The 22,362-nt window shown below is 71.9% G+C and carries 18 protein-coding genes, 1 rRNA gene and 1 pseudogene; 8 read left to right on the top strand and 12 right to left on the bottom strand.

What is annotated here, in order from left to right; genetic code table 11:
* Nucleotides 1-36: 36 nt before the first annotated feature.
* Entirely contained in the window at nt 37-702 is a 666-nt protein-coding gene (locus ACZ6B8_RS21330) for an HAD family hydrolase (RefSeq protein ID WP_471608170.1), read from the bottom strand.
* A 266-nt stretch (nt 703-968) separates the two neighbouring features.
* Complete coding sequence (locus ACZ6B8_RS21335; RefSeq protein WP_471078574.1) at nt 969-1,475, bottom strand: DUF6912 family protein; 507 nt, start codon at nt 1,473-1,475, stop codon at nt 969-971.
* A 340-nt stretch (nt 1,476-1,815) separates the two neighbouring features.
* Between ACZ6B8_RS21335 and ACZ6B8_RS21340 the strand changes: the two genes are divergently transcribed.
* Nucleotides 1,816-2,325 carry an Rv3235 family protein gene (locus ACZ6B8_RS21340; RefSeq protein ID WP_471608190.1) on the top strand — a complete coding sequence of 170 codons (510 nt, stop codon included), beginning with the start codon at nt 1,816-1,818 and terminating at the stop codon, nt 2,323-2,325.
* A gap of 154 nt (nt 2,326-2,479) precedes the next feature.
* Here ACZ6B8_RS21340 and secA read toward each other — a convergent pair whose 3' ends face one another.
* Nucleotides 2,480-5,314 (bottom strand): preprotein translocase subunit SecA, encoded by a 2,835-nt coding sequence (gene secA, locus ACZ6B8_RS21345; protein ID WP_471078568.1) that lies wholly within the window; start codon nt 5,312-5,314, stop codon nt 2,480-2,482.
* Between the two features lie 224 nt (nt 5,315-5,538).
* On the opposite strand from secA, the gene ACZ6B8_RS21350 reads away from it, so the two are divergent.
* Both ACZ6B8_RS21350 and ACZ6B8_RS21355 read left to right on the top strand, forming a co-directional pair.
* Nucleotides 5,539-6,111: a GNAT family N-acetyltransferase gene (locus tag ACZ6B8_RS21350; protein WP_471078565.1), complete on the top strand. Its 573-nt coding sequence runs from the start codon at nt 5,539-5,541 to the stop codon at nt 6,109-6,111.
* Between the two features lie 66 nt (nt 6,112-6,177).
* Nucleotides 6,178-7,371 carry a winged helix-turn-helix domain-containing protein gene (locus ACZ6B8_RS21355; protein ID WP_471078562.1) on the top strand — a complete coding sequence of 398 codons (1,194 nt, stop codon included), beginning with the start codon at nt 6,178-6,180 and terminating at the stop codon, nt 7,369-7,371.
* A gap of 27 nt (nt 7,372-7,398) precedes the next feature.
* On the opposite strand, the gene ACZ6B8_RS21360 is transcribed toward ACZ6B8_RS21355, so the two are convergent.
* From ACZ6B8_RS21360 to mtnA, 8 genes and pseudogenes are all read right to left on the bottom strand, one after another.
* Nucleotides 7,399-8,142: a response regulator gene (locus ACZ6B8_RS21360; protein ID WP_055568536.1), complete on the bottom strand. Its 744-nt coding sequence runs from the start codon at nt 8,140-8,142 to the stop codon at nt 7,399-7,401.
* 194 nt (nt 8,143-8,336) lie between these two features.
* Nucleotides 8,337-9,029: a ribosome hibernation-promoting factor, HPF/YfiA family gene (gene hpf, locus ACZ6B8_RS21365; protein ID WP_471078558.1), complete on the bottom strand. Its 693-nt coding sequence runs from the start codon at nt 9,027-9,029 to the stop codon at nt 8,337-8,339.
* Nucleotides 9,030-9,343: 314 nt separating this feature from the next.
* Nucleotides 9,344-10,186: a ComF family protein gene (locus ACZ6B8_RS21370; protein ID WP_471608171.1), complete on the bottom strand. Its 843-nt coding sequence runs from the start codon at nt 10,184-10,186 to the stop codon at nt 9,344-9,346.
* A 184-nt stretch (nt 10,187-10,370) separates the two neighbouring features.
* Nucleotides 10,371-12,125 carry an LpqB family beta-propeller domain-containing protein gene (locus ACZ6B8_RS21375; protein WP_471608191.1) on the bottom strand — a complete coding sequence of 585 codons (1,755 nt, stop codon included), beginning with the start codon at nt 12,123-12,125 and terminating at the stop codon, nt 10,371-10,373.
* Nucleotides 12,126-12,240: 115 nt separating this feature from the next.
* Nucleotides 12,241-12,516: a pentapeptide repeat-containing protein gene (locus ACZ6B8_RS21380; RefSeq protein WP_471608172.1), complete on the bottom strand. Its 276-nt coding sequence runs from the start codon at nt 12,514-12,516 to the stop codon at nt 12,241-12,243.
* Nucleotides 12,419-14,550, bottom strand: a pseudogene (mtrB, locus tag ACZ6B8_RS21385) (MtrAB system histidine kinase MtrB). Before mtrB ends, ACZ6B8_RS21380 begins: the two are co-directional and overlap by 98 nt.
* Nucleotide 14,551: 1 nt before the next feature.
* A complete protein-coding gene (mtrA, locus tag ACZ6B8_RS21390) occupies nt 14,552-15,241 on the bottom strand; it encodes a two-component system response regulator MtrA (RefSeq protein WP_189176211.1) in 690 nt (229 codons plus the stop codon).
* A gap of 4 nt (nt 15,242-15,245) precedes the next feature.
* Complete coding sequence (gene mtnA, locus ACZ6B8_RS21395) at nt 15,246-16,403, bottom strand: S-methyl-5-thioribose-1-phosphate isomerase (protein WP_471078549.1); 1,158 nt, start codon at nt 16,401-16,403, stop codon at nt 15,246-15,248.
* Nucleotides 16,404-16,543: 140 nt separating this feature from the next.
* On the opposite strand from mtnA, the gene ACZ6B8_RS21400 reads away from it, so the two are divergent.
* From ACZ6B8_RS21400 to ACZ6B8_RS21420, 5 genes are read left to right on the top strand one after another with little or no spacing between them, the layout of a single operon-like run.
* Nucleotides 16,544-17,884 carry a DUF7847 domain-containing protein gene (locus tag ACZ6B8_RS21400; protein ID WP_471608173.1) on the top strand — a complete coding sequence of 447 codons (1,341 nt, stop codon included), beginning with the start codon at nt 16,544-16,546 and terminating at the stop codon, nt 17,882-17,884.
* Nucleotides 17,885-17,888: 4 nt separating this feature from the next.
* A complete protein-coding gene (locus ACZ6B8_RS21405) occupies nt 17,889-18,632 on the top strand; it encodes a DUF4129 domain-containing protein (RefSeq protein WP_471078543.1) in 744 nt (247 codons plus the stop codon).
* A 32-nt stretch (nt 18,633-18,664) separates the two neighbouring features.
* On the top strand, nt 18,665-19,894 hold the full coding sequence (locus tag ACZ6B8_RS21410) for a DUF4350 domain-containing protein (RefSeq protein ID WP_471608192.1): 1,230 nt from the start codon (nt 18,665-18,667) through the stop codon (nt 19,892-19,894).
* On the top strand, nt 19,891-20,880 hold the full coding sequence (locus ACZ6B8_RS21415; protein ID WP_471608174.1) for an AAA family ATPase: 990 nt from the start codon (nt 19,891-19,893) through the stop codon (nt 20,878-20,880). The genes ACZ6B8_RS21410 and ACZ6B8_RS21415 overlap by 4 nt, the downstream gene beginning before the upstream one ends.
* Entirely contained in the window at nt 20,880-22,190 is a 1,311-nt protein-coding gene (locus tag ACZ6B8_RS21420) for a DUF58 domain-containing protein (RefSeq protein WP_471608175.1), read from the top strand. Before ACZ6B8_RS21415 ends, ACZ6B8_RS21420 begins: the two co-directional genes overlap by 1 nt.
* A gap of 78 nt (nt 22,191-22,268) precedes the next feature.
* Here the strand turns inward: ACZ6B8_RS21420 and rrf are convergent.
* Nucleotides 22,269-22,362, bottom strand: a 5S ribosomal RNA gene (gene rrf / locus ACZ6B8_RS21425); the annotation flags it as partial.

The raw sequence follows: 22,362 nt of genomic DNA on the forward strand, positions 1-22,362 counted from the left end.
AGAACAACGCGGAGCGTGAACGGAATCCCGCAACCCTCAGCCGACGAGCCGCTCCGCCACGTCGACGGCCTCGGCGAGACTGTCCACGACGGGCACCCCGGCGAGCTCCAGGCTCGCCCGGCTGTGCGACCCGCCGGTGTAGAGCACGGCGCGCGCACCGACGTGCGCGGCGGCGACGGCGTCGTCGAGGGCGTCCCCGATCACCACGACCCGGTCGACGTCCACCCCCTCCAGCTCGGCGAGGTGGCGCACCATCCGCTCGGCCTTGCCGTCGTGGGAGGCGTCGGTCCGCCCGTCGACCCGTACGAAGTACTCGTGGATGCCGTGCCTGCGCACGATCGGCACCAGGTGCTCGTGCGGAGCCAGCGACAACAACGACTGCGTACGACCGCCGGACCGCCGCCCCGCCAACAGCTCGGCGGCCCCTTCGGCCAGCGAGCAGGTGTCCACCCGCGTCCAGTAGTGCTTGTGGAAGACGGCGTCCATGATCTGCCACTCGGCATCGCTCGGCAGCCGCCCCATCAGCCGCTCGTAGAACCGGGGCACGGGCACGCAGTACAGGTCGCGGTACCGCTCCAGCGTGATCGGTTCGAGCCCGAGCTCCGCGAAGGACGCGTTGGTGGCGTCGATCACCGCATGGATGTCATGCAGCAGCGTCCCGTTCCAGTCCCACACGATATGCGCCCCACGCAGCATCTTCATACAAAAACGCTACCTCCCCACCCAGCTCCGGAGCACCCGACCGCTGCCCTCGCACGGGACGCGAGGGGCCCACCGGCCAGCACGCGCGTACGAGACGGGAGGGGACGTGGGGGTATGTGCGCACGGAGCACCGAGCCAGCAATAGCAACATTGTCCGCGAGGCAGCGCCGCAGGGATAGCGAGTACGCACATACCCCCACGGCCCCGCACCCCAAGACGAACCCCAGGCGCAGACGCACGCCCACACCCCCGCGGCCAGGAACCCCCTAGGCGATCAGCCCAGGAATCTCCTGCGTGGCGAACCACAGCAACTCATGGTCCTCGGCCCCGTCCACCACGAACCGCGCATCATCGTCCCCCTGATCCGCCGCCCCCAGCGCCCCCGCGGCCGCCGCCACATCCGCCTCCGCGTCCGCCGCGTCGACATGCACCGCCGCGGCCTTCCCGAGCGGCAACCCGCCGGAGAGCCGCACCTCCCCGAGCGCCCCCTGATCGAGCCCGCGGTCGGGGTCGGCCACGGCCTCACCGTCCGGCACGTCGGCCGCGAGGACGACCCGTCGCCGCGCCACCCCCGGGTCCACCGCGATCAGCCGCAGCGACGCCAGCGCGGCCCGGTTCAGCGCCGCGTACTCGAGCTCCTCGATGTCGTCGGAGACGTACCACTCCCGCAGGGCGGGCGTCACGGCGTAGGCGACCAGCGGGCCGGGCCCCAGCTCCCCCGCCTCGTACGCCTCGGCGAGCCGGGGCAGGGTCAGAGGAACGTAGACGCGCATGGCTGACCGCTTTCGTTCGGGTCCGCACGGGCGGACCTCGTGGTCGTGGATGACCTTCAGGATACGTGCGGGACTCCCCGGCCGGAGTCCCCCATCGAGCTCCCCCCACCACCCCCGACACCGTCAACGCGCCTCCGCCCCTTCACCCGGTACGCCCCGGCGTTCACCGCGCCGACGGGACCCCGCGTCCCCCTGATAGGTGAACCCGCACGCCGTCCCGGCCCGCCCCGCCACCGCTTGCGCCCTCCGCCACCGCCCCCGTACAAGATCCCCAACGAAAGTTACTCCCCGGTACGAAACGTACGAGACGCACGAGACGGAGGCGCCCATGCGCAAGGTGATGACGAGGCCCCGCCCACGCCCGACCGCGACCCGCACCCCCGCGGGCCGCCCCCCGAACCGCCGAGACTCCCGCCGCCCCACGCCGCCGTCCCCCACCCCGGCCACTCCCGCCCGGGGCCAGTCCCCCGGAACCACGGGCTCCCCCCGCTCCCCGCAAGCCCTCCGGACGATCCCCGCCCAGCCACCCCCGCACCCCACGGAGCTGTTCACCGAACGCCTCGTGCTGGTCCTCAGCGGCCAGCGCCCGCTGCACTGGGTGGCCCGTCACATCGCCAACACGGCCTTCGACGATCTGGCCCGCCTCGCCGAGCTCCGCCCCCTCTGCGCGGGCGGCCACCGCCCCACGATCCACCGCATCGGCCACTACCAGCCGCACCCCGAGGCGTACGAGGTCTTCGCGCGGGTGGCGACGGGCTCCCGCCTGCGCGCGCTGGCGTTCCGCCTGGCCCTGGGCCCGGACCGCAGATGGCGCTGCACGGCGGTGGAAACGGACCCGAGCGCTCCGTAGAGCCCACGCCAAAGGGGCCGGACAAAAGCCCGGCCCCTTCACTTGGAACGACACCTCAAGCCACCGTCGAACAGCCCCTCAAGCCGCCGTACAACAGCCCCTCAAGAGACGGTCGAACAGCACCTCAAGCCACCGTCACGTCACAGCGACAGCGTCACTTCTTCCGGCGCCGCCCGCCCTTCTGAGCCTTGCGGCGCTCCGCCCGGGTCATCCCGTCCGACTCGGACCGGACCCCTTCGCCGTCCGTGGCGAAGTCGCCCTCGTCGACACCGCCCTCGGCGTTCGGCGCCTGGAAGTGCAGGCGGTCGGGCCGCTGCGGGGCCTCCAGGCCCTTCGCGTGGATCTCCGGCCGGGAGTGCGCACCCGCCGGCACCGCGTCCTGCGCGCCGTCCTTGGTGAGCGAGGGCGCCGCGTCCTCCAGCGGGACCTCCTCGACCTGCTGCTCGACCTGGACCTCCAGGTTGAACAGGTAGCCGACGGACTCCTCCTTGATGCCGTCCATCATGGCGTTGAACATGTCGAAGCCCTCGCGCTGGTACTCGACCAGCGGGTCCTTCTGCGCCATGGCACGCAGGCCGATGCCCTCCTGGAGGTAGTCCATCTCGTAGAGGTGCTCGCGCCACTTGCGGTCGAGGACCGACAGGACGACCCGGCGCTCCAGCTCACGCATGATGTCGGAGCCGAGCTGCGCCTCGCGCGCCTCGTACTGCTCGTGGATGTCGTCCTTGATGGACTCGGAGATGAACTCGGCGGTGAGACCCGCGCGGTCGCCCGCGTCCTCCTCCAGCTCCTCGACGGTGACCTTGACGGGGTAGAGCTGCTTGAAGGCGCCCCACAGCCGGTCCAGGTCCCACTCCTCGGCGAAGCCCTCGGCGGTCTCCGCGGCGATGTACGCGTCGATGGTGTCGTCCATGAAGTGCGTGATCTGCTCCTGCAGGTCCTCGCCCTCCAGGACGCGGCGGCGCTCCCCGTAGATGACCTCGCGCTGCCGGTTGAGGACCTCGTCGTACTTGAGGACGTTCTTCCGGGTCTCGAAGTTCTGCTGCTCCACCTGGGACTGCGCGGAGGCGATGGCGCGGGTGACCATCTTGTTCTCGATCGGCACGTCGTCCGGCACGTTGGCCATGGACATCACGCGCTCGACCATCTGCGCCTTGAACAGCCGCATCAGGTCGTCGCCGAGCGAGAGGTAGAACCGCGACTCGCCGGGGTCGCCCTGACGGCCGGAACGACCGCGCAGCTGGTTGTCGATGCGGCGCGACTCGTGCCGCTCGGTGCCCAGCACGTACAGGCCGCCGAGCTCCTTGACCTCTTCGAACTCCGCCTTGACGGAGCGCTCGGCCTTCTCCAGGGCGGCGGGCAGCGCGGCGGCCCACTCCTCGACGTGCTCGACCGGGTCGAGGCCGCGCTGGCGCAGCTCCGCCTCGGCGAGGTCGTCGGGGTTGCCGCCGAGCTTGATGTCGGTGCCTCGTCCGGCCATGTTCGTGGCGACGGTGACGGCGCCCTTGCGGCCGGCCTGGGCGACGATGGTCGCCTCCCGGTCGTGCTGCTTGGCGTTGAGCACCTCGTGCTGCACGCCGCGCTTCGACAGCTGCTGCGAGAGGTACTCCGACTTCTCCACGGAGGTGGTGCCGACCAGGATCGGCTGCCCCTTCTCGTGCTTCTCGGCGATGTCGTCGACGACGGCGGCGAACTTCGCGACCTCGGTGCGGTAGATCAGGTCGGACTGGTCGGCGCGGACCATCGGCCGGTTCGTCGGGATCGGCACGACGCCCAGCTTGTAGATCTGGTGGAACTCGGCGGCCTCGGTCATCGCCGTACCGGTCATGCCGGAGAGGCCGCTGTCGTAGCCCTCGCGCTTGTAGAGGCGGAAGAAGTTCTGGAGGGTGATGGTGGCGAGGGTCTGGTTCTCGTCCTTGATGTCCACCCCTTCCTTCGCCTCGATCGCCTGGTGCATGCCCTCGTTGTAGCGGCGGCCGGCGAGGATACGGCCGGTGTGCTCGTCGACGATCATGACTTCGCCGTCGATGACGACGTAGTCCTTGTCCTTCTTGAAGAGTTCCTTGGCCTTGATGGCGTTGTTGAGGTAGCCGACGAGGGGCGTGTTCACCGACTCGTAGAGGTTGTCGATGCCCAGCCAGTCCTCGACCTTGCTCACGCCGGACTCGTGGATGGCGACGGTGCGCTTCTTCTCGTCGACCTCGTAGTCGCCGGTCTCCTCGATGCCCTTCAGCTGGTTGCCGGGCTCGCCCTTGGTGAGGCGGGTGACCAGCTTGGCGAAGTCGCCGTACCACTTGGTGGCCTGGTCGGCGGGGCCGGAGATGATCAGCGGCGTACGGGCCTCGTCGACGAGGATCGAGTCGACCTCGTCGACGATGGCGAAGTTGTGGCCGCGCTGGACCAGCTCCTCCTGCGACCACGCCATGTTGTCGCGGAGGTAGTCGAAGCCGAATTCGTTGTTCGTGCCGTACGTGATGTCGCAGTGGTACTGCTCGCGGCGCTGGGCCGGCGTCATGTTGGCCAGGATGCAGCCGACGCTCAGACCCAGGAACTTGTGGACGCGGCCCATCATCTCGGAGTCGCGCTCGGCCAGGTAGTCATTGACCGTGATCAGGTGGACGCCCTTGCCGGACAGGGCGTTCAGGTACGCCGGCAGGGTGCCGACGAGGGTCTTGCCCTCACCGGTCTTCATCTCGGCGACATAGCCCATGTGCAGCGCGGCGCCGCCCATCATCTGGACGTCGTAGTGGCGCTGGCCCAGGACGCGCTTGGCGGCCTCGCGGACGGTCGCGAAGGCTTCGGGCAGGAGGTCGTCGAGCGTCTCGCCGTCGGCGTAACGCTCCTTGTACTCCTCGGTCAGCGCGCGCAGCTCGGCGTCGGAGAGGCTGACGAAGTCCTCTTCGATGGAGTTGACCTGGTCCGCGATGCGGTGCAGCTTGCGCAGGATCTTGCCTTCGCCTGCACGCATGATCTTTGAGAGGACGGACACGGGGGTTGGTCTCCTTGCCGGTCGGGCCTGGCATGGTCGGTTTTACTCGTCGGGCAACGGCCATCGTATGCGAGGACCAGGCTGCCCCGGGAGGTCTGCCATGAGGTCAACGGACGAGGAGCGCCGAAGGTGCCGGGTAGCACCCCCGAGTGCCCCGTGCGGGGTGATCGCGAAAGCTCGTAAAAAGCTGGCTCCGGGCCCCCTCGCCCCAGCAGAATCGTTCGATGGAGCCCGTCACCGTCACCACCGAACGTCTGTGCCTGCGCGTCTTCACCCCGGCGGACACGGACGAGACCCACGCCGCCTGCCAGGACCCCGACATCCAGCGCTGGACGACGATCCCGTCGCCCTACGCGCGCGTGGACGCCGAGACCTACATCGAACGCGTGGTGCCGGACGACTGGCGCCACGACCGTGAGTACGCCTTCGCGGTGCGTCCGCGCGAGGGCGGGCCGCTGCTCGCCGCCGCCAGCCTGCACCACCCGCGCTCGGGCGCCTGGGAGGTCGGCTACTGGCTGGCCAAGGAGCACCGGGGCCGCGGCTATATGACGGAGGCCGTCCTGGGGCTCGCGCGGTGGGCGTTCACGGAGCTGCACTGCACCCGCCTGGAGTGGCGGGCGGAGGTCGGCAACACCGCGTCACGGGCCGTCGTGGAGCGGGCCGGCTTCACCGTCGAGGGCGTGAACCGCGCGGGTCTGCTCAACAAGGGCGTGCTCCGTGACTGCTGGATCGGCGCGCTGCTCCCCTCGGACCTGGACCTGCCGTCGCCGTACCCGTACCTGCCCGCCCGGCACTGAGCCCGCGCCGGGCCCACACCCAGGTCCGTCCCACGTCCCCGCCCCAAGTCCCAGGTCCAGGCCCCCATGTCAGTGCCGCCGCCTATCGTTCACACCATGACGAGTCTGCCGAGCCCCGCCACCGAACTCTCCGCCGACGAGGCCCGCCGCATCGCCCTGCGCGCCCAGGGTTTCCTCGGCGCACCGGACCGCAGGTCCGGCGTGCGGGGCGTCCTGCGGCAGCTCGGCGCGGTCCAGCTCGACACGATCTCGGTCCTGGCCCGGTCGCACGAACTCATTCCGTACGCACGGCTGGGCGCGGTGGGCCGCGACACCGTGGAGGCGGCGTACTGGACGCAGACCCACGCGTTCGAGTACTGGTCGCACGCCGCGTGCGTCCTGCCCATCGAGGAGTGGCCGCACTTCGCCTTCCGCCGCCGCGCCTACCGCACCCGTCCGCACTGGCATCACGACCTGACCCCGGGCACGTACGAGCAGGTCATCAAGCAGCTCCGTGCCGAAGGCCCGCTCACCGCCACGGAGTTGGGCGGCGCGAAGAACAAGGGCGAGTGGTGGGACTGGTCCGAGTCGAAGATCGCGGTCGAGCGCGCGCTGATGTACGGCGAGGTGGTGTGCACGGAGCGCCGCTCCTGGAAGCGGGTGTACGACCTGGCGGAGCGCGCCGTCCCCGACGCACTGCTCCATGACGACCTGGACGACGCGGAGTGCCTGCGCCGCCTGGTCCGCCAGGCCGGCGAGGCGCTGGGCGTCGGCACGCGCGCGGACATCGCCGACTACCACCGCATCAAGGGCGAGCAGTTCGACGCGGTGGTCGCGGACTCGGGGCTGGTTCCGGTGGCCGTGCAGGGCTGGGACAAGCCCGCCTGGGCGGACCCTCGGGCGCTGGCGACGGCGCCCCGCGGCCGGCACCGCACGACGCTCCTGTCGCCCTTCGACTCGCTGATCTGGGAACGGCCGCGCACCGAGCGGATCTTCGGCTTCACGCATCGCCTGGAGGCGTACGTGCCCAAACCCAAGCGGATCCACGGCTACTTCTCGATGCCGCTGCTCGCGGGCGGCCGGCTGGTCGGCCGCGTCGACCCCGCGCGCGAGGGCCGCACGCTGGTGGCCCGGCAGGTGACGCTGGACGGCCCGAAGGCGGTGGCCCCGATGGCGCAGGCGCTGCGCGAGGCGGCGTCCTGGGTGGGCTGCGATGCCGTACGGGTGGAGCGGGTGGACCACCCCGAGCTGGCGGCGGCGCTGACGGCCGCGGTCGCCTAGCGGAGCGCGGGAGCCGGCCGGTCCCGGTCAGCGGATCTCGAGGATCTTCTCCCGCATCGCGTAGACGACGGCCTCCATCCTGGAGTGCAGCTGCAGCTTCTCCAGGATGTTGCGCACGTGGTTCTTCACGGTGTTCTCGGAGATGAACAACTCCTTGGCGATGTCGCGGTTGTTCATCCCCGTGGCGACGAGCTTGAGCACTTCCAGCTCGCGGTCGGTCAGCCGCGGCGCGGGCACGAGTCTGCGCTCGTCGGTGCGCTGGATCATCGACTTGAACTCGGTGAGCAGCTTCGACGCCATCGACGGGCTGATCTGCGACTGCCCGTCCGCCACCGCGCGGATCGCGGTGGCCACTTCGTCCGTGGAGATCTCCTTGAGGAGGTAGCCGGTGGCGCCCGCCTTGATCGCGTCGTAGAGGTCCGCTTCCTCGTCGCTGATCGTCAGCATGATGATCTTGGCGCTGGGCGCCACCTCCTTGATGGAGGTGCACGCCTCGATGCCGCCGCGCTTGGGCATGCGGACGTCCATCAGCACGATGTCGGGCAGCAGGTCCGCGGCCTTGTCGACCGCCTCCGCGCCGTCGCCGGCCTCCCCGACGACCTGGATGTCCTCCTCGGCGGCGAGGACGATCTCCAGGCCGCGGCGGAAGAGGGCGTGGTCGTCCACCACAAGGACCCTGATGGGCTCCTTGCGTGGGGCGCCCGCGTCCGTGCCGATGCCGATGCCGTCGCCGGCACCCTCGTGACGCATCGGACCGAAGCTGTCCGCCATCGTTCCTCCCCCATGAAGGCCGCGGCCTGTTGTGCCTCTGCTGCGCCAACGCCAGGCGGCAGCACACCGGTTGACCGGCACGCACATGATTTCATGCCTGGCGCCGGTGCGGTGCGCACCGTGGGCGCACGGTGGTGCCCCTGGGGGCGCACAGGCGCTCCAGGGGCACGACCTCGGCTCTTACGGGGCAGTGGTCAGCCCGCGAGGGCTCCGCCGCCACCGGCCGACTCGGCCTTGGCGACCATGGGGTCGGTGTTGAGCCGGATGACGCCGTAGTCGTAGGCGTGGCGCCGGTAGACGACGCTCGGTTCCTTGGTCTCGGAGTCGACGAACAAGTAGAAGTCGTGTCCGACCAGTTCCATCTCGTAGAGCGCCTGGTCGAGCGACATGGGGGCCGCGACGTGGGTCTTCTCCCGGACCACGAGGGGTCCTTCGCCCTGGATCTCCAGGGAGCCGATCTTCTTGACCGGCACGCCGTCGGGCTCTTCGTCGTGCGCGATGGAGCCGTCTCCGTTGAAGGACGCGGCGTCCGGGACCCGGTCGGCGACCTCCGCGGCGGAGAGCCTGCCGTTGCCCCGGCGGTTGTGGCGCTTCTCGTGCTCCTTGCGCAGCCGCGCGTCGAGCTTGGCCGTGGCCAGGTCGAGTGCCGCGTACGGATCGGCTGCCGAGGCCTCCGCGCGGATCACGGGCCCACGCGAGCGGAGGGTGATCTCCACGCGGTCGGAACGGTCGGCCTGACGCGGGTTGGTTTCCTTGGACACCTCGACGTCGAGGCTGATCACCTTGCCGTCGAGCTTCTGGATCTTGTCCAGCTTCAGCTTCTCGGCCACGTGCTTGCGGAACCGCTCGGGCACCTCGGTCTTGCGGCCCTTGACGACGATGTCCACGCAGAACTCCGTTCCCGGATCACTCCGCTTCAGTGGCGGAGCATCTCCCTTTTGCACCAGACCCCGGTGACTCCCGGGGCCTCGGACTCGGTGACTTCCACCTCCTCCTCCCCCGTGGGCGAGATCTCCACCCCACCGGCCCGGGTGATTGCGAAAAATCCGCAGGCCGGCATTCCGATATACGAGGGACGGCGTCCGCCATTCCTCACAACCGAACATATCTCGCCCGGAGGGAAGTCGTCACCCTCTACTGCCGCGTACCTCCATTCGGGTGCTTTATCCCTCTCATCACCTGGAACGATGCAACTTCCCAATCAGTTCCGGTTTATTTCGAAGGATTCCGGTGGCGCAGCGACAACGGCTGCGCCGAAGGTCTTCTCGCAGCCCAATACCGGCCCATGTGCGGCCCCCGTTCCCCGGTCTCGTCCCGTCTCCGCTTGCGTTTTCTTTTCCGTGCGTACAGCACGTAAGGCCCGGGTGGCCTCCGCCAGGGACGCCCCCGTGGTCATGAGGTCGTCCACGACCACGATCCGCCCGTCGCCGAGCAGCCGGCCGCCGCCCGCGGTCACCTCGAGGGCGCCCGCCAGATTGGCCTGCCGCTGCCGGGAGTCGAGCCCCGACTGGTCGGCGACCGCACGCCGCTGACGCAGCACGGCCACCACCCGCGCCGGGACACCCGCCCGCCGCAGCTCGGCCGCCGCGGCGAACGCGATCCGTCGCGCCGGGTCGTGCCCGCGCGCCCGCACCGCGGCCCGCGCCGAGGGCACGGGAACGAGCGACAACGGCATCACCTGCCCCTGTGGACCATCCTGTGTGCCGCCTACCCGCGATCTCGGCGCCCTATCACCCACGGGCCCGGTTTCGGCCCGCAGACCGGCGTACACGGCTTCGGCGAGGGCCGTCCCGAGCGGGCGCGCGAGCCCCAGGGCGCCGCGCTCCTTGTGTGCGAGCAGAACGGCCCGTACCGCGTCCTCGTACGGTGCCGCGCCGTACACGACCGGCAGTCCGGGCGGCGCCGGCACCGGCCGCGCCCGGCGCGGGGCGCCACCGCACAGGGCGCGGCGGCACGCGTCGCAGAGCGCGGTGCGGGGCACGCCGCAGCCGCCGCACTCGGCCGGGAGCACCAGGTCGGTGAGGTCCTGCCACCAGCCCCGCATGCGACCACCCCCGCGTGGCCACCACTGTGCCAAGGCCGGGGCGGCGCGACCACCCCTGTGGACAACTCCGCCCGAGCCCCTGTGGACAACTGCGCGTGGCTGGGCGCGAGTTCCGCGCCGAGCAGGCGGTTCTCCCGTGGCTGCGCAGGCAGCGCTCGCGCTCCGGCAGGGGCGGTCGGCCCGCTCAGCCCGGGTAGACCGGGGCCATCCCTTCCTTCACCACGGTCTGCCACTGCGACCCCGTCGGCAGTCGTACGATCCCGTCGTCCGAGTGCGCCACCAGCGGCTGCCGCTCGTCGTCGGAGGCCGCGATCTTCTCGACGCCGGTCAGACCGGGCAGCGTGGTGAGCGGCAGCACCGAGCCGTCGCACTGGACGTACCGGATCTGCTGCACCCCGCCGGTCTCCCGGCCGACCACCACGAGCCGGCTGCCGCCCGCCCACGACATGGCGGTGACCTCCGCCATCTGCGGCGCCGCGGGGGTCGGGTCGAGGACCGATATCGCGGGCCGCTCCCCCTGGCCCGCGGTCCGCTCGGCCCGGCCGATCCACAGGGACTTCTTGCCGTCCTTCTCCACGAGCAGCGCGACGCGCACGCCGTCGCCCGAGACCCGCACCTCGCGGACCCGACCGTCCAGGGCGGGCACCTCGACCTCGACGGGCTTGCCCGTGCCCTGTTCGAGCCAGAGCAGCCGGGACCGCTTCGGATCGCGGTCGGCCACCCACAGGTTGCCCCGGCCGTCCCAACTCGGCGTGGAGAGGCGGTCCTCCTCGGACTTCGCCTTGCTGCGCAGGTGCGCCTTGCCGAGCGGGTCGTCCGAGAGCAGCGAGCCCGTGTAGAGCGACTTGCCGTCGAGCGACACCCCGGCCGCCCGCTGCTCGTCGCGCGAGACCGCCGCCGAACGCAGCGGCTGGTCACCGGCGCCGAGGGCGCCCGTCACCGGCTCCGGGTCCACCGAGCTCCCGGCGTTGGCCGACATCCGCACCAGCCGGTGCTTCTCGTCGATGAAGTACTGGAAGTCGGGGCGGTCGGCGCTGCGGTGCGGAGCGACGGTGTCGGCCCGGTCCTGGCTCAGGACACAGAGCATCGAACCGTTCGACCGCTGCAACGTCACCTGTTCGACCCCCGAAGGCGTCAGGTCCTGCAGGGTGAACAGGAGTTGGGCCGCCATCTCCTTGCACTTGGTCTGCCCGGCGTCGTCCGCCCGGCTGTTCAGCTGTACGGTCAGCCGGTTCTGGTCGTCCAGGGCCAGCGGCTCGGCGGGGTCCTTGAGCGCCGTGCCGCTCGGGAAGCTCGAATTCACCACGAGGCGCAGCCAGTTGGTCGGGCCCTCCAGCAGCGTCTTCACCGTCTGGGTCAGCGGGTCTATGCGCTGGCGGATGTAGACGGGGTCGGCGACCAGTCCCGCCCGGCCGCTCACGCCCGCGCCGGCGGGCCCGGCGAAGTAGTACTTGTTGACGGGCCGGTAGATCCGCTGGAAGTCCGACTCGCCGAGCACCACGCCCGTCGGCGGCTTGTCGATGCGCCACTCGTTCCCGCCCGGACCGCCGGTCTGGCTGAGGTGCACGGACTGGCTGTACGCCGCGTCCTCGGGGCGGTAGGCGTGCTGCGCGTCGACCCGTGCGACCTGGCGGCCGGTCAGCGAGTAACGCCGGCTGCGCTCGCCGTCGTTCCCCGCGTTGCCCGCGTCGGTGTTGGGACCGTCCGCGAGCACCGTCGTGGACTCCTCGGGGTGCCACGCCCGCGACGCCTTCTTGGACAGATACTTGCGCGCCATCGCGAACTGCGGGTCGTCGCTGGTCAGCGCCTCCAGGAAGCCCTGCACGATCTCCATCGCCTTGGCGCCCTCGCGCGGCGGCATGGCGTAGACGCGGACCTGCGACTGCGAGTCCGGGCGCTGCGAGGCGTCGACGGACCTGAGGTTCCCGCTGTCGGGCATCGAGGCGCATCCGGCCAGGAGCGCCCCGCAGCTGCCGAGCAGCAGTGCGGTGCGCAGCGGGCGTCCGCGGCCCGCGCGGTCGCCGCCTCGGGCACGGTGGCCGTGTCCGGCACGGTCAGCGACCACGAGTGTTCTCCTCTTCCCTGGCCGTACCCGGCTGTTCCCTGCCCGCACCCGCCCCGGACTCCGGCGTCACGTCGTCGAGATCAACGCCGTCGAGATCCACATCACCGAGATCTACCTGGTCGAGGTCTACGTGGTCGAGATCCACGTCGTCGAGATCCGGATCGGCGTCATCCAGGTCCACGTCGTCGAGGTCCGGGTCGTCCAGGTCCACGTCGTCCAGGTCCGGGTCGCGGAGATCCGCGTGGTCCAGATCCACGCCGTCCACACCGCCGTCCAAGCCGTCACCCGATCCGTCCGCACCATCCGATCCGTCCGCACCGTCCGACGGCCGGCGGGCCACCACCCGCGACCCGTTCCCGGGCAGCGCCGCCGGGTCCACGGGTCCGGCCTGCAACAGCCGCTGCGGTATGGGTCCCTTGGCCGGCACCGGCGGCGACACCCGCTCGGAGGCCGCCGCGGCCGCCTGGGCCGGCACCGTGGCCAGCTTGTTGCCGCCACCGAGCGGCAGCCCCGCGTCGTTGAGCCCGCGATGGCGCCGGGAGTCGTCCGGCTCCAGCGGTATCGGCGAGCCCCGCAGCGGCTCGTCCGCCGTCCGCGGCAACGTCAGCCGGAACTGCGACCCACCGCCCGGCTCGCCCCAGGCCTGCAGCCAGCCGCCGTGCAGGCGGGCGTCCTCCAGGGCGATGGAGAGGCCGAGTCCCGTACCACCGGTGGTACGGGCGCGGGCCGGGTCCGCCCGCCAGAAACGGCTGAAGACCCGGGTCGCCTCGCCCGGCTTGAGCCCCACGCCGTAGTCCCGTACGGCGACGGCGACCGCACCGCCCGCGGCGGCCAGCCGCACCACGACGTCCTTGCCCTCACCGTGCTCCACGGCGTTGACGACGAGGTTGCGCAGCACCCGCTCCACCCGGCGCGCGTCGGCCTCGGCGACCACCGGCTGCTGGTCCCCGACGACCCGTATGTGCGTGCCCTTGCGCTCGGCGAGCGGCTCCGCGCCGCCGACGACCCGGCGTACGACCTCACGGAGGTCTATCGGCTCCGCCTCCAGCGCCGCCGCCCCCGCGTCGAACCGGCTGATCTCCAGCAGATCCGCGAGCAGCGACTCGAACCGGTCCAGCTGGTCGGCGAGCAGCTCCGCCGACCGCGCGGTCACCGGATCGAAGTCCACCCGCGCCTCGTGGATGACGTCGGCCGCCATCCGTACCGTCGTCAGCGGCGTCCGCAGCTCGTGCGACACGTCGGAGACGAACCGCCGCTGCATCCGCGACAGCTCCTCCAGCTGCTGGATCTTCAGCTGCAGGTTCTGCGCCATCTTGTTGAAGGCCTCACCGAGCCGCGCGATGTCGTCCTCGCCGGTGACCTTCATCCGTTCCTGCAGGCGCCCGGCGGACAGCCGCTCGGCGATGCCCGCGGCCATCCGGACCGGCGTCACCACCTGACGCACCACGAGCCACGCGATGGCGCCGAGCAGCACCACGACGAAGAGGCCCGCGGTCGCGAGTGTCGTCCTGACCAGGTTCAGCGACTCCTCCTCCTGCGTCAGCGGGAAGAGGTAGTACAGCTGGTACGGATCGCCGTTGAGGTCGTTGAGCCGCTTGCCGATCACCAGACCGGGCTGTGCCTCACGGCGGTCGTCGAAGACGATGCGGGTGTTGGCCTGGTAGACGCCGGTGCCGTCGTCGACCTGGCGGCGCAGCTCCTCGGGCACGCTCAGGATCGGCTCGACACTGCCCGAGGCCCGCGAACCGCGCACGCTGCCGGAGTCGCCCGCGGAGGTCGGGCTCAGCGTCACCACGGCGAAGGCGTTCTGTCCGCCGCTGGAGAGCTGCTCGACGAGGTCGGACATCCACACGGCGGCGTTGCGGCCGTCGGCCGTGCTGCCGTCCTGGCCCTGCCCCTGTCCCGCACTCTGCCGGGCGGCGTTGACGCTGTCCTGCGCGGCCCGGAAACCGCCGTCCGCCTGGCTCTGCGAGGCCTTGACCTTGGCCTTGAGCAGGCCGTTGTTCACCGAGCTCAGGACGGCGAAGCCGAGCATGAGGACCACGCCCAGCGACATCAGCAGGGTCGTGGCGACGACCTTGAGCTGGATGTTGCGCCGCCACAGCCGCACCGCGGGCAGCAGCGGGCGGCGCACCCAGCGCACGAAGAGCCGCAGCACGGGGCTGCCCTGCACCCCGCCCTGCAGCAGCAGCCCGCCGTCGGCGAGCCGCCCGAACCGGGAGCGGTGCCGCGCCGGTCCAGTCCGCCCCGGACGAGCCCCCGAAGCTCCGGGCGCCGAGGAGGAACTGTCCCGGGACACGTCAGCTCGGTCCGGCCTTGTAACCGACGCCACGGACGGTCACCACGATCTCCGGCCGCTCGGGGTCGCGCTCGACCTTGGAGCGGAGCCGCTGCACGTGCACGTTCACCAGACGGGTGTCCGCCGCGTGCCGGTAGCCCCAGACCTGCTCGAGCAGCACCTCACGCGTGAACACCTGCCACGGCTTGCGGGCCAGCGCGACCAGCAGGTCGAACTCCAGCGGCGTCAGCGCGATCGACTGCCCGTCCCGCTTCACGGAGTGCCCCGCCACGTCGATGACCAGGTCACCTATGGCCAGCTGCTCCGGCGCGGGCTCCTCCGACCTCCGCAGCCGCGCCCGGATCCGGGCCACGAGCTCCTTCGGCTTGAACGGCTTGACGATGTAGTCGTCGGCGCCCGACTCCAGGCCGACCACCACGTCCACGGTGTCGCTCTTGGCCGTGAGCATGACGATCGGCACCCCGGACTCCGCCCTGATCAGGCGGCACACCTCGATGCCATCACGGCCCGGCAACATCAAATCCAGCAGTACAAGATCCGGCTTTGCCTCCCTGAAAGCGGCCAGCGCCTTGTCGCCATCAGCTACGAACGACGGCTCAAAACCTTCACCACGCAGCACAATCCCGAGCATCTCGGCCAGTGCGGTGTCGTCGTCGACGACAAGGACTCGTCCCTTCATGCCTGACATCATCCCATTAGCTCATCGTTACCTGGCGTGACCTGGCACACAGCTCGGCAAGGCCCTCTGCTGTCACAGGTGACAGAACGCCCTCTTCCGTGACGATCGCCGTCACCAGCTCGGGAGGCGTCACGTCGAACGCGGGGTTGTACGCCTGGGTCCCCAGGGGTGCCACCGGAATCCCGCCTCCCGCTTCCATCCCGATCATGGACACCTGCGGCGCCGTGATCTCCGTCACCTCATGGCTGCCCCGCTGCTCGACCTCGATCGCCGCTCCGTCCGGCGTCTTCGGGTCCACGGTCGTCACCGGCGCCACCACGATGAACGGCACATGGTGGTAGCGCGCCAGCACGGCGAGCGGATAGCTCCCCACCTTGTTCGCCACCGAACCGTCGGCCGCGATGCGGTCGGCGCCGATCAGCACCGCGTCCACCTCGCCCGCCGCGAACAGCGAACCCGCGGCGTTGTCCGTGAGCAAGGTGTACGCCATTCCGTTCCGCGCCGCCTCATATGCGGTGAGCCGGGCCCCCTGGAGCAGCGGCCGCGTCTCGTCCACCCACAGCCTGCGCAGGCTGCCCTCCCGGTGCGCCCGGAGCGCCACCGCGAACGCCGTGCCCTCCCCTCCGGAGACCAGGGCCCCCGTGTTGCAGTGCGTCAGGATCCGGTGCCCGCCGCCGGGCAGCAGTTCGTCGAGCAGCGCCAGGCCGTGGGCCGCCATCCGGCCGCTGGCCTCCGCGTCCTCGGCGTGCAGCGCCCGCGCCGCGTCGAGGGTGGCCGCGGCCGCCCGCCGGCTGTCGGCGCCGCCGGCGACCGCGGTGCGGTGGGCGGCCTGGGCGCGACGTGCCCCGTAGGCGAGATTGACGGCGGTGGGCCGCGCCCCCGCCAGCGCGTCCGCCGCCTCGTCCACGTCGAAGCCGCGGGCGGCGGCGAGGGCGACGCCGTAGGCCCCCGCGATGCCCAGCAGCGGTGCCCCTCGCACCGCGAGCGTGCGGATCGCCTCCACCAGGGCCGGTGCGTCGGTGCACACCAGCTCGATCTCCTCGCTCGGCAGCCTGGTCTGGTCGAGGAGGACCACCACGGGTCCCTCGGGTGGGTCGTCCCATCGGATCGCGGGAACCGTCGATATCCCGGTCGGCCGGTTGTCCTCGCTGGATTGCGCGTACTGATCAGCCATCCGCCCAGTCTGCCCCGTACCCGGCGGACAATTGAAGGTGTACAGCCGCTACGGCGCCCGGTCACCTCTCGGGCACACCGTGGCACGATGGCTGGCAACCTGCCGCCGCGCCCGCGGACGGGCACCTTGAAGGAGCGACGATGAACGACACTCCGGGCTGGGCCTCGCCCGGATCTGCCCCCTCCGACGGACAGGACTCCGGCAAGCCGGACGCCGACGGACCCGTGGACACCGGCCAGGACGCGCGCCAGGACGGCGGCCCGGACGGCGACCGGCCCAAGTGGTCCAAGGAGCAGCCACCGCCCGCCCAGTGGTCCCCGCCCAGCGCCCCCGGCCCCGGCCAGGCCCCGCCACCGCCCGCTCCGCCCGGCCAGGGCGGCGGCTGGGGCTGGGGCGGCCCGCCTTCGGGCGGTCCCGGTGGCCCCGGCGGCCCGGGCGCTCCAGGAGGCCCTGGAGGCTACTCAGGCTGGGGCGCCTGGCAGGGTCCCCCGCCCGCGGCCAAGCCCGGCGTCATCCCGCTCCGCCCGCTCGGCGTCGGCGAGATCCTCGACGGCGCCGTGTCGACCATGCGCGCCCACTGGCGCACGGTCCTCGGCATCTCCCTGACCGTGGCCGTGGTCACGGAGATCGTCGTCGTCCTCCTCCAAGGGCTCGTCCTCGACGAATCCGTCGACACGGACACGCTCAACGACCAGAGCGCCACCGTCGGCGAGCTCACCCGCGCCATGGGCGACACGATGCTGAGTTCCGGAGTGGTCCTCGCGGTCACCCTGCTCGGCACCATCGTCGCCACGGCCCTCCTGACGATGGTCACCAGCCGCGCCGTCCTCGGTAAGTCGGTGACCGCCGCGGAGGCCTGGCAGGACGCCCGCCCCCAGCTCGCCAAGCTGTTCGGCCTGACCCTGCTGATCCCGCTCATCGGCGCCGCCGTCGTCACCGTCGGCATCCTGCCCGGGCTGCTGATCGCGCTGGCGGGCCCGTCCGACGCCGGTGCCGCCCTCGCCGTACTCGGCGGTCTCGCCGCGGGCGTCGCCGCCCTCTGGATCGTGGTCCGCCTCTCGCTCTCCTCCCCCGCGCTCATGCTGGAGAAGCAGGGCATCAAGAAGTCGATGACCCGCTCCGCCAAGCTGGTCCGCGGCTCCTGGTGGCGGGTCTTCGGGATCCAGCTGCTCGCCGCGATCATCGCCAACGTCGTCGCGTCGATCATCGTCATCCCCTTCACCTTCATCGCCGGGGCGGTCAGCGGCGAAGGCGTCACCGGCTTCCTCGACAACACCGGCGAGCTGGGCTGGACGTTCCTGATCATCAGCGGCGTCGGCTCGATCATCGGCTCCATGCTGACGTTCCCGATCACGGCCGGCGTCACCGTGCTCCTCTACGTCGACCAGCGGATCCGCCGCGAGGGCCTCGACCTCGAACTGGCCCGCGCCGCCGGCGTCCCCGGCCACGCCCCCACTCCGCCCGGCACCCCGGGGAGCTGATGCGGTGACCGCGGCGGGGGCAGCACTCAGAGGGCTCGGGGCGGCTCCGCTCCTGCCGCGCACCGGCGACGACCCACCGGTGACCATCCCGCGCGACCCCGCGCGGGAGGCCGCCGAACGCGAACTGTCCAAGCCGATGTACCACGAGAACGACCCGAGCCTCTTCCAGCGCGCCCTGAACCGCTTCTGGGGCTGGGTCGACGACCTGTTCTCCGCCGCCTCGGGAGCCACCCCGGGCGGCGCGCTCGGACTCCTGGTCGTCGTGCTGGCGATCGTGCTCGTCATCGCCGCCTTCTGGTGGCGCCTCGGCACCCCGCACCGCACCGCGGGATCCGCTCCCGCCCTCTTCGACGACCGCCCCCGCAGCGCCGCCGAACACCGCGCGACCGCCGAGGCACACGCCGCCCGGGCCCACTGGAACCAGGCCGTGCAGGAACGCATGCGCGCCGTCGTCCGCGCCCTGGAGGAACGCGCACTCCTCGACCCCCGCCCCGGCCGCACCGCCGACGAGGCCGCCGCGGAGGCGGGCCGTCCGCTCCCCGCCCACGCCGGCCGACTCCGCGCCGCCGCCCATGAGTTCGACGACGTGACATACGGCGGCCGCACCGCGGATCAGGCGGCGTACCTGCGCCTTGCCGCCCTCGACCACGACCTGGCACGCACCAGACCGGTACTGGCCGACCCCGGCGACCCAGGCGACCCAGGCGGCCCCATCCCGAGCGGCAGCTCCCGAGGAGCCGCCGAATGACCGGCCCCACCCCGCCCACGGAGTCGGCACAGATGCCCGCCGCCCCCACCACCACCCCGGGACAACCCCCTGCCCCGCCAGCGCCGGTCTCGACGTCGCTCTCTCCCACGCCACGCCGGATCTGGACCCGCTCCCGGGGCATCGTCCTCGCCCTGGTCGTCCTCCTCGCGGCCGCCGTCGCCGTCGCCGCCGTCCGATCCGACGGCCGGCACGGCCGCCTCGACCCACGCTCCACCGACACCCACGGCAGCCGGGCCCTCGCCGAACTCCTCGCCGACCGAGGCGTGTCCACCCACGTCGTCACCAGCACCGAAGAGGCCCGGTCCGCGGCCGGCCCCGACACGACCCTCCTCGTGACCGACCCCGACCTGCTCACCGGCCGCCAACGCTCCGGCCTCCACGCGGCCACCGAGGACTCCGGCGGCCGCACCGTCCTCGTCACCCCGGGCAAGCCCTCCGTCAAGGACCTCGCCCCCGGGGTGACCGTGGACCCCATCACCAGCGCCGAGTCGACGCTCGCCCCCCGCTGCTCCCTCCCCGCGGCCCGCCGCGCCGGCGACGCGGACCTGGGCGGCATCCGCTACGACACCCTCGCCCCGGACGCCGAGGCCTGCTACCTCAGCGACGGACTCCCCGGCCTCCTCCAACTCCCCGCACCCCACGGAAAGGGCGACACCGTCGTCCTCGGCGCCCCCGACATCCTCTTCAACGACCGCCTCGACGAGCAGGGCAACGCCTCGCTCGCCCTCCAGCTCCTCGGCTCCCGCCCCCACGTCGTCTGGTACCTCCCCTCGCTCGCCGACGACCAGGCCGCCACCGACGCCGAGCGCCGCGGCTTCTTCGACCTGATCCCCTCCGGCTGGCGCTGGGGCACCCTGCAACTCGCGCTCGCCGCCGTACTCGCCGCCCTGTGGCGCGCACGCCGCCTCGGCCCCCTCGTCGCCGAACGCCTCCCCGTCGCCATCCGCGCCTCCGAGGCCGTCGAAGGCCGCGCCCGCCTCTACCGCAAGGTCGCCGCCCGCGACCGCGCGGCCTCGGCCCTGCGCACGGCATCCCGCACCCGCCTCGCCCCCCTCGTCGGCGTCTCCCCCGCCCAGGCACACACGCCAGACCCCCTGATCCCCGCCCTCACCGCCCGCCTGCGCACCCCCGGCCAAGACCTGCACCTCCTGCTCTTCGGGCCGCCCCCGGGTGACGACGCAGCCCTCATCGCCCTCGCCGACCGACTCGACGCCCTCGAAAGAGAGGTACGCCACTCATGACGGACCCGACCACCCACGCCGGGCCCAACGGCGATCCCCGCGACTCCCGCGCCTCCCTCGAAGCGCTGCGCGCGGAGATCTCCAAGGCCGTGGTCGGCCAGGACCCCGCCGTCACCGGGCTCGTCGTCGCCCTCCTCTGCCGCGGCCACGTCCTGCTGGAAGGAGTCCCCGGCGTCGCCAAGACGTTGCTCGTCCGCGCCCTGTCCGCGAGCCTCGAACTCGACACCAAGCGCGTCCAGTTCACCCCCGACCTGATGCCGAGCGACGTCACGGGCTCCCTGGTCTACGACGCCCGGACCACCGAGTTCTCCTTCCAGCCGGGCCCGGTCTTCACCAACCTCCTGCTGGCCGACGAGATCAACCGGACCCCGCCCAAGACCCAGTCCTCCCTCCTCGAAGCCATGGAGGAACGCCAGGTCACCGTCGACGGCGTGCCCCGCCCGCTCCCCGAACCCTTCCTCGTCGCCGCCACCCAGAACCCCGTCGAGTACGAGGGGACGTACCCCCTCCCCGAGGCCCAACTCGACCGCTTCCTGCTCAAACTGACGGTCCCTCTCCCCTCCCGCCAGGACGAGATCGACGTCCTCACCCGGCACGCGGAAGGCTTCAACCCCCGCGACCTGCACGCCGCCGGCATCCGCCCCGTGGCCGGCCCCGCGGACCTGGAAACCGCCCGCGCCGCCGTCGCCAAGACCTCCGTCTCCCCCGAGATCACCGCGTACGTGGTCGACGTGTGCCGCGCCACCCGCGAGTCCCCGTCCCTCACCCTCGGCGTCTCCCCGCGAGGCGCCACGGCGCTGCTCTCCACGGCACGCGCCTGGGCCTGGCTCACCGGCCGCGACTACGTCATCCCCGACGACGTCAAGGCCCTCGCCCTGCCCACCCTGCGCCACCGGATCCAACTCCGCCCGGAGGCGGAGATGGAGGGCGTCACCGCTGACTCCGTCATCCACGCGATCCTCGCCCACGTCCCGGTCCCCCGCTGATGGCCCTCACCGGACGCACCGCCCTCCTCGCAGCCCTGGGCACCCTCCCCGTGGGCCTCTGGGACCCCAGCTGGACCGGCATCCTCGCCGTCAACGCCCCGCTGGCCCTGGCCTGCGCCTGCGACTTCGCCCTGGCCGCGCCGGTGCGCCGCCTCGGCCTGACCCGCTCCGGCGACACCTCCGTACGACTGGGAGAAGCCGCCGCCGCAGAACTGACCGTCACCAACCCCTCCCGGCGCCCCCTGCGCGCGGACCTCCGCGACGCCTGGCCCCCGAGCAGCTGGCAGCCCGGCACGGAAGTCGACGCGTCCCGCCACCGCCTGACCGTCCCGCCCGGCGAACGCCGCCGCCTCACGACCCGCCTGCGCCCCACGCGCCGCGGCGACCACCAGGCGGACCGCGTGACCATCCGCTCGTACGGCCCGCTGGGCCTCTTCACCCGCCAGGGCAGCCACAAGGTCCCCTGGACCCTCCGCGCCCTGCCGCCCTTCGCCAGCCGGAAGCACCTGCCCGCCAAGCTGGCCCGGCTCCGCGAACTCGACGGCCGCACCAGCGTCCTCACCCGAGGACAGGGCACCGAGTTCGACAGCCTCCGCGACTACGTCCCCGGCGACGACACCCGCTCCATCGACTGGCGGGCCACAGCACGCCAGTCGAGCGTCGCGGTCCGCACCTGGCGCCCGGAACGCGACCGCCACATCCTTCTGGTCCTCGACACCGGCCGCACCTCGGCCGGCCGCGTGGGCGACGCACCCCGCCTCGACGCCTCCATGGACGCCGCGCTCCTCCTGGCCGCTCTCGCCTCCCGCGCGGGTGACCGAGTCGACCTGCTCGCCTACGACCGTCGGGTACGGGCCCTGGTCCAGGGACGCTCCGCGGGAGACGTCCTCCCGTCCCTGGTCGACGCCCTGGCCACCGTCGAGCCGGAACTCGTCGAGACGGACGCCCGGGGCCTGACCTCGACGGCCCTCCGCACGGCCTCTCGCACTTCCCTCATCGTCCTGCTCACGAGCCTCGACGCGGCCCCCGTCGAAGAGGGCCTGCTCCCCGTGCTCCCTCGCCTCACCACACGCCACAAGGTCGTGGTGGCCTCGGTGGCCGACCCGCACATCGCGAAGATGGAGACGTCTCGCGGTACGGCAGACGCGGTCTACGACGCGGCAGCAGCCGCCCAGGCCCAGTCCGAACGCCACCGCACGGCGGAGAACCTCGGACGCCGCGGAGTCACCGTCGTCGACGCCACCCCCGACAACCTCGCCCCGGCTTTGGCGGACGCCTACCTCTCCCTCAAGGCGGCCGGCCGCCTCTAACAAGGAGGGCGGGAAAAAGTCCCTGGAACGCAGAAAACCCCCGCACCATAAGGTGCGGGGGTTTCCCGACTAAAAGGAGTTCGGCGGCGTCCTACTCTCCCACAGGGTCCCCCCTGCAGTACCATCGGCGCTATGAGGCTTAGCTTCCGGGTTCGGAATGTAACCGGGCGTT

The organism is Streptomyces sp. NPDC041122 (assembly GCF_055592445.1).